6 protein-coding genes are annotated in these 6,374 nt (G+C 69.0%); 3 read left to right on the top strand and 3 right to left on the bottom strand.

The features are described from left to right. Window positions 1–183: 183 nt before the first annotated feature. Window positions 184–699, bottom strand: a complete 516-nt coding sequence (locus VGL20_21365; GenBank protein ID HEY2706240.1) for a hypothetical protein — start codon at window positions 697–699, stop codon at window positions 184–186. A gap of 214 nt (window positions 700–913) precedes the next feature. On the opposite strand from VGL20_21365, the gene VGL20_21370 reads away from it, so the two are divergent. Beyond that, window positions 914–2,290 (top strand): FAD-binding oxidoreductase, encoded by a 1,377-nt coding sequence (locus tag VGL20_21370; protein ID HEY2706241.1) that lies wholly within the window; start codon window positions 914–916, stop codon window positions 2,288–2,290. Window positions 2,291–2,321: 31 nt separating this feature from the next. On the opposite strand, the gene VGL20_21375 is transcribed toward VGL20_21370, so the two are convergent. Together VGL20_21375 and VGL20_21380 are read right to left on the bottom strand one after the other, a co-directional pair. Then, window positions 2,322–2,987, bottom strand: coding sequence for a response regulator transcription factor (locus VGL20_21375; protein HEY2706242.1), 666 nt, complete (start codon window positions 2,985–2,987; stop codon window positions 2,322–2,324). Further along, window positions 2,984–4,246, bottom strand: a complete 1,263-nt coding sequence (locus VGL20_21380; GenBank protein ID HEY2706243.1) for a histidine kinase — start codon at window positions 4,244–4,246, stop codon at window positions 2,984–2,986. The genes VGL20_21375 and VGL20_21380 overlap by 4 nt, the downstream gene beginning before the upstream one ends. A 230-nt stretch (window positions 4,247–4,476) precedes the next feature. Here VGL20_21380 and VGL20_21385 point away from each other — a divergent pair, with 230 nt between their 5' ends. Both VGL20_21385 and VGL20_21390 read left to right on the top strand, forming a co-directional pair. Further along, window positions 4,477–5,550: a hypothetical protein gene (locus tag VGL20_21385; GenBank protein ID HEY2706244.1), complete on the top strand. Its 1,074-nt coding sequence runs from the start codon at window positions 4,477–4,479 to the stop codon at window positions 5,548–5,550. A 50-nt stretch (window positions 5,551–5,600) separates the two neighbouring features. Next, window positions 5,601–6,113 (top strand): hypothetical protein, encoded by a 513-nt coding sequence (locus tag VGL20_21390; GenBank protein HEY2706245.1) that lies wholly within the window; start codon window positions 5,601–5,603, stop codon window positions 6,111–6,113. Window positions 6,114–6,374: the final 261 nt, after the last annotated feature.

Below are 6,374 nucleotides of genomic sequence, written 5' to 3' on the forward strand. Positions count from 1 at the left end.
GACCCCCGTCTTGCCGCAAGCACCCCGGCGCGGTATACATTGAGAGTGGCAAGGAGTGGGTTACTCCTCGCCTCAACCCCCGGGGGGTAGCCGGGATCTGTGGCGTCTGGCCTGCTCCTCGGAGTCGGGCCGGGGGGACCGCGGAGCATGCCGGGGTGGCGGTGCCGGCGCCCCGACGCGCTCTCAGCGGTCGAACACCGACCAGCAGATGTCGTTCCGCAACCGCTGGTCGTCGAGTACGAGCTCGCGAATCGCCTCCGGGAGCTGGTCGCGCTGCCACCGGCACTCGAGTCGCCGCGCGCTCTCGCCCTCTCCTGTCGGCGCGGCAGCGCGCGCGGCCTTGATCGCATAGGCGGCCGCACCGAGCTCGTGCGCGGCGACGTGTGCGACGGCCGCGGCCTGGCCGGCAGCATACGCGGCATGCCGTGCTGCCCCACTCAGGTCTCTGGCCGCGGCCATTGCATGGCCGGCCGCCGCGCGAGCCTCGGTCATGGTGATCTCGGCGCCCGCCCAGGCCCGCCCGAGTTCGATCGCGCGACGCGGTCGCCGGTCTTCGGGCTGAGCCGACTCGAAGAGGCCAAGAACGTGCTCCGCGCACGATGCCGCCCACAGGGCGAGGAGCTGGTGATCCGAGTCGGTGAGGGTCCCACCGCGGCGGATCGTCACGAAACGAGGGTCACGGTTTTTCGGGAGGATCACGCCAGCACCCCTTCGGCTCGCAGCTACCCGACGTCCACCACGGGGCCCCACCCCCCGAGACCCTCGACCAGCACACCGTTGCATCTGTACCCGGCTGCGGGACGGGTTGCGGCGCGAACTCGGGCTCCAGCGCGTGCTCCATGCACGCAGTATCCAGGTGGCCGAGGCGGTCGTACAATCCCGTCTCCGCCGAGAGCAGCCACGAGGAGAGGCCATGCCTGGACTGACCGATCTCTCCGAACGTGAGGTCCGGGCGTTCGCACCGGGGATCCGAGGGCAAGTGCTGCTTCCCACCGATGAGGCGTACGACCGAACGCGGGAAGTGTTCAATGGCATGATCGACAGACGCCCCGCGATCATCATCCGTTGCGCCGGCGTGTCCGACGTCGTCAGGGGTGTCGACTTCGCTCGGACCAAGGACCTGGCCCTCTCGGTTCGGTCGGGAGGTCATGGCGTGGCAGGCGGCGCCGTGTGCGATGGCGGCGTGATGCTCGACCTCTCGCCGATGAAGGGCATGAGGGTGGATCCACGACGCCGGACGGCGGACGCGCAGGCGGGCCTCACGCTCGCGGAGTTCGATCACGAGACGCAGGCTTTCGGGTTGGCCACCACCATGGGTGTGGTCTCCATGACCGGTATCGCCGGTCTTACACTTGGCGGCGGACTCGGCTGGTTGAATGGCAAGCACGGCTTGGCGTGTGACAACGTACTCTCTGCTGATATCGTCACCGCCTCGGGGGAATTGTTGACGGCTTCCGCCGAACGGCATGAGGATCTGTTCTGGGGTCTCCGGGGTGGCGGTGGCAACTTTGGGGTCGTAACCTCGTTCCGCTACCGGCTCCATCCTGTGCGGACCGTGATAGCTGGGGGCATCGTATTCGAGCCGACGCGGACGCGAGATGCCCTCGAGTGCTACCAAGAGGTAGCGAGTGCGTTTCCTGCTGAGTTGACCGCAGCGGCTTCCCTGTTCAGGGGCCCGGACGGTCGACCAACGCTCGCAGTCGGAGTTTGCCACTGCGGGACTCCGGATGAGGCGGCGCGCGCCCTCCGGCCTCTCCGCAAGATCGCGCCGGTTGTTGAAGACGGCATCGGACCGATGGAGTATCAGTCCCTGCAAGGCCGATCTGACGGCGGGTTCCCGCTTCGACAGCAACACTACTGGAAGAGCGGCTTTCTGAAGAATCTGGGCGACGGTGCCATCGAGGTCATGATGGCGTTCGTCGAGCAGATGCCTTCTGCTCTCAGCGCCGACGCGGGACTCCAGCAGTTGCACGGGGCCGCCGCTCAGGTGCCCAGGGACGCCACGGCCTTCCCGCATCGCGACGACCACCATGACTTTCTGATCCTGTCCCAATGGCCTGATCCGGCCGACTCGGCACGGAATATGGACTGGACCCGTCGATTCTTCGAGGCGATGACGCCGTTCCTCGAAAACGCGGTCTACGTGAACAACGTGGGAGACGGAGAGAACCGGGCGCGTGAGGCGTTCGGCGGCAACTACGAGCGCCTCGTCGCCCTGAAGGACACCTATGATCCGACCAACCTCTTTCGCATGAAGAGGAACATCCAGCCGTCCGCCCGACGCGACTAGTGGCCTCCGGCCGAAATTCGTGACCCAGGAATCACCGCGTGAGCAGGCCGTGTCGGTGGGCGTACACCACGGCGTGGATCCGGTCGCGGAGGTCGAGTTTGGCCAGGATTCGCGACACGTGGGTCTTGACGGTCTCGTCTCCCACGTGGAGACGGGCACCGATCTCTGTGTTGCTGTAACCGCTGGCGACGAGCAGGAGTACCTCGTGCTCCCGCGCGGTGAGACGATCGAGCCCCGGTGCGTGCGCCGTGCTGGTGCCGGCCGCTGCGACACTGGAGGCGAACCGAGCGATGAGACGGCGCGTCACCGAGGGGTCGATGAGTGCGTCGCCCCGCGCCGCGACCCGGATCGCAGCGACGAGCTCCTCCGGAGGCAGGCTCTTGAGCAGGAAGCCACTCGCCCCGGCTGTGAGGGCACGGTACACGTACTCGTCGGCGTCGAAGGTCGTCAGCACCAGCACGCGAGTGGTGCTCCGGCCGCCGGCCAGGATCGCGTCGGCCGCGGCGAGGCCGTCGACCTTCGGCATGCGCACGTCGAGGATCGCCACGTCCGGTCGAAGCCGGGTCACCTCGGACACGGCATCCCGCCCGTTGTCGACCTCGGAGACGCACTCGAAGTCCGGCTGGGTGTCGAGCACGGCCCGTAGGCCGGAGCGGAACATGGCATGGTCATCGGCGAGAAGGATCCGGACGGTCATGCGTCGGCAGCGAGGGGGAAGGTGGCGGTCGTCTCCCAGCGGCACCCGGTGAGATCAGGGCCGTACGAGACGCTTCCGTCGAACACGGCGACTCGCTTGCGGATCCCCGCCAGTCCACGCGCACCACGGCGTCGTTCGACGCTGGGGTGTCTGGGTGCGGAGCGAGCGGCCGGCGACAGGATGCCGTTGCACGCGGTCAGTGACACCGCGGCCTCCTCGTACCGCAGATCGACCTCCACAAGAGATCCGTCACCGTGGCGCAGGGCGTTGGTCAGCATCTCCTGGGTGATCCGGTACAGGGCGATGTCGAGTGACTCCGGGACTGGGCGGGCCGCGCCGTGGGTGCTGAGCCTGACCGGCAGGCCGGCGCCACGGACTCCGTCGAGGAGGTCCTCGAGATTGCTGAGGCCGGGCTGGCGGCTCCCGTCGGTGGTGTCGCCGTGGAGCAGGTCGAGGAGGCGGCGGAGGTCGGCCATGGCCGACCGGCTTGCCATCTCGACGGCGGTGAGCGATTGGGCTATGCCGTCGGCACCGTCCCCGGCGGTCAGACGGAGACGTGCTGCACCGGCATGCACGCTGATGGCGCTGACGTGGTGGGAGATGCCATCGTGCAGGTCGCGGGCGATGGCGCTGCGTTCCTCGCTGACGGCGTGATCGACGGCGGCTCTGGCATCCCGCCGCTGCTTCTCGGCGCTCTGCTCGAGCTCGGCGATGTAGGCCCCTCGGTCGGTGGTGTAGCGGCCGACCAGCCAGGGGAGCGCGGCGTCCTTGAGCACCTGGACGAAGAGCCCCTCGCCGCCCACCTCCCCGCCGCGCATGAGGTGCTCCGCGCCGATGCCGAGCGCCAACGCCAGCAGCGCTATCGTCGCGGGACCGCCACGCAGCCAGGCGCCGGCGCGATAGGCCGCGACCAGGGCACCGGCGCCGTTGCCGTGGCCTCTCGGGCTCGATCCGCCAAGCACGCCGATGGCCATCGTCCCGATGACGGCGTGGCCCACGGCCACCCAGCCTGAGTAGCGGGCTGGCAGGGCAAGCGCAGCATCGACCGCCGCCACGGCCAGGAGCACCGCCCAGTCCTGTGCCCGGAGCTGGGAGACGGGACCGGCGGACAGGAATGCGGCCACATCGGCGAGCAGACACACCCCGGCGACGAGCAACGACTGTCGCTGGAGCGCACTGCTCAGGTCGCGAACGCCTCTGATCACGCGACTGGTCGGGCCCAGGGCACCGGTGGTGACGGTGGCAGCGGCTGGCTCCACGCTGCCGATGGTGGGGGCATCGTGGCCTCTGCGAATCCCCCATGAGAGGGACGCGAGTCCCCCACGCGAGGGACATGACGTCCCTCCGCACGGTGACGACGGTGCACGAGAGGTCTCCTACTGTGGAGAGCATGATCGCACCCGGAGGAGGGACGCCCGTCATGGACACCCCCGCTCGACCCAGAACGACCACCGGGATCGGGGAGACGCATCCGCGCGCCGATGGCCGCGTGGCCCGCTCCGGCGCCTGGGCCGTGTGGGCCGGGAGCGCCATCAGCACGCTGGGCATCAGCTGGGACGTGCAGTGGCACAAGATGGTCGGGCCCGACACCTTCTTCACGCTGCCCCACCTGGCGCTCTACTCGGGGAGTGCGATCGCCGGGATCGCAAGCCTCGTCATGGTGCTCACGGCCACAGTTGCCCACCGGACCGGCCGGCCCGTGGCGCGGACGATAGGGGGCACGCCCGTCCGGCTGTTCGGTGGCGCGGTCACCGCCCCCCTGGGCTACCTGATCTCGGGGCTCGGCGCGGCATCGTTCCTGCTCTATGGACTGCTCGATCTATGGTGGCACTCGATCTATGGCTTCGACGCCGTGCTGAACACCCCGTCGCACGTGGCCCTGTTCCTGTCGATCTCGATCACCATGATCGGCGGCCTCATCGTTTTCGCCGCCGCACGTGACCAGCTCTGGGCCCAGGCGGGAATCGCGGTCACCATCCCGATCCTGATCACCTTCATGCCGATCACCACCAACGCGTTCAGCACCCTGTCCCTTCCCCTGGACCCGGTCATCGTCGGCATCATCTTCTTCTCCTCGATGCTGCTGATCGTCGGCGCCGGCCTCCTTCGGCGTCCCGGTGGGGCCATCGCCGTCGCCGCGGCACTCGGGATCCTCCAGGCGTTCCTCTGGTGGTTCTCGCCCTGGGCCGCCGTCACCTACGCCGCCTCGATCGGGCTCCCCCTCCGCGACGGGCTCGTCCCCGCGCCACCCGAGGTGCCCGGCGCTGTGCCGATGTTCCTGGTCATCGCGGCACTGGCCGTCGAGGCCCTCTTCTGGAGGGCACGCATGCGCCAGCTCGACGCCTGGAGGGTGGTGCTGGTGGCCGGCACCCTGACAGCGCTCGTCGTCGCCGCCACCCTGCCGCTGCAGATGACCCTCACCGATCCCACCGCGGGCATCGGCCTTACAGACGTGGCACTCATCGTCGCCCTCGGGACCCCATTCGGGCTCCTCGCCGGCTTCCTCGGTGCTCGGCTCATCACCATGTTGCGCGCCACGGCGCAGACGACGAAGGAGTCGTGATGCACAGCCGGAGTCACCGCTCCCATTCGCACCGGCTGGCCGCCGCGACGATGGTGACGGCCGCGCTGTGCGTCGTCGGCGCCGCCCCCGCGATGGCGTACGCGCCTGTCAGCGTCGTCCACACCGAACGCGCCCAGGCCGGACCCTACGCCGTCACCGTCGGCTTCTCCACCTGGCCGATCCGCGCCCTGAAGTCCCTGGACTTCACCTTCATGCCCGATGGCGGCATCGCGGGCACTTCGGGGCAGCTGCTCCTGGACGGCCCCGGTGTCAAGTCCGACATGCGTGTCACGCCTCTCGTGCGACATCCCCGCAAGCGCGATCGGTGGGGGCTGGACACCAAGTCCTTCAGTGCCCCCGGCATCTACTTCATCGGGTTCGCCATCGACGGGCCGCTGGGACACGGGGAGGGATCTCTGCCTGGGGTTGTCGTGCAGAGCCAGCCGGGCCCCCCCATGGCGCTGAGCTGGACGGTCGGCTCGCTGCCCTTCATCGGCCTCGTCGTCTTCCTGGCGGTGGCCTGGCGACGCATCCATCCTGGTCGCCAGCCGCTGACCCTCTAGGCATCAAGCCCGGAGCAGGTCTGGCCGCCGGCGCAGCTTACGTATACCTGCTTGTCGAGGCAGGGCACCGTGGACCAGGCCACTGGGCGCTAACGTACCTGGAGCGGAGGACTGGCGGCGACACGCCCCCCCGAGCGGTGCCTGAAGCCCGGGAGTGCGGGTATGCACGGGTCTGCGATCGTCGCGTGACGCGCACGCAAGGACCCACGGGATGGCTTCGGCGCAAGATGCGCTCAGCCACATGAGGTTCCCCGTCGCCCG

The organism is Candidatus Dormiibacterota bacterium, from assembly GCA_036495095.1.
Classification (GTDB): Bacteria; Chloroflexota; Dormibacteria; order Aeolococcales; family Aeolococcaceae; genus CF-96.